Origin of the sequence: Streptomyces varsoviensis (assembly GCF_000718635.1) — a bacterium.
Taxonomy (GTDB): Bacteria; Actinomycetota; Actinomycetes; order Streptomycetales; family Streptomycetaceae; genus Streptomyces; species Streptomyces varsoviensis.
In genome coordinates this window covers 1-779 of sequence record NZ_JOBF01000065.1, presented here as the reverse complement: position 1 = coordinate 779, position 779 = coordinate 1, and the positions used below count along the sequence as shown (strand labels likewise).

Annotated in this window: 1 pseudogene; it reads left to right on the top strand. The window is 65.0% G+C overall.

The features are described 5' to 3' along the window. Window positions 1-71: 71 nt before the first annotated feature. A pseudogene (locus IF55_RS35585) lies at window positions 72-779 on the top strand (pentapeptide repeat-containing protein); the annotation flags it as partial.

Below are 779 nucleotides of genomic sequence, written 5' to 3'. Positions count from 1 at the left end.
CCTCAGGACTACCCACCCTGGCCCACTGAGCTGGCTGCAACCGCTGATCTTCCAGCCGTATCTTCAGCGTTATGACACCTAATCGAAGGACTCGATCCGCTTCGAATGATCGGGAGTTGAGGCTGTGGAAGGTCGGCTTGGCGCTGACAGTCGCCTTTGCCGCTGCGGTCTTAGTCGCCAGCAGCGTCTTCTACGGGCTGTACAGGCTCCTCGACGTCCAGGGGATCGGTACCACCGCGAAGCTCGACGCGAAGACGCTCTTCGACCTGGTGAAACTCTCCTTCGGAGTGGTCGCCGGGGCCGGTGCGCTCGTCGCCCTGGTCGTCGCCTACCGCCGCCAGCGCGTCGACGAAGCCGGCGCCCACCGAGAAGCCACCCGGCTCCACACTGAGCGCTTCTCCCAAGCCGTCGACAAACTCGGCTCCGACTCACCAGCCGTCCGGCTTGGTGGCGTCCACGCGCTGGCCGGCCTGGCCGACGACGCCCCCGACGACAGCCTGCGCCAGACCTGCATCGACGTCCTGTGCGCCTACCTCCGTCTACCCTTCTCCCCCGATCCCGGCGACTTGCCCGATACCTTTCCCGACGGGACTTCGCCCTCCGAGGAACGACGCGATACGCATCAGGACAAGAAGGACCGGTACCGCGCACTGCGCGAGGTCCGCCACACGATCTTGCGGCTTATCGGAGATCACTACCGCATCCCCAAGGGCACTCACCGCTCGTGGCAGGGCTACAACCTTGATCTCACCAAGGTCGTCATCGATGGCGACGTGGAC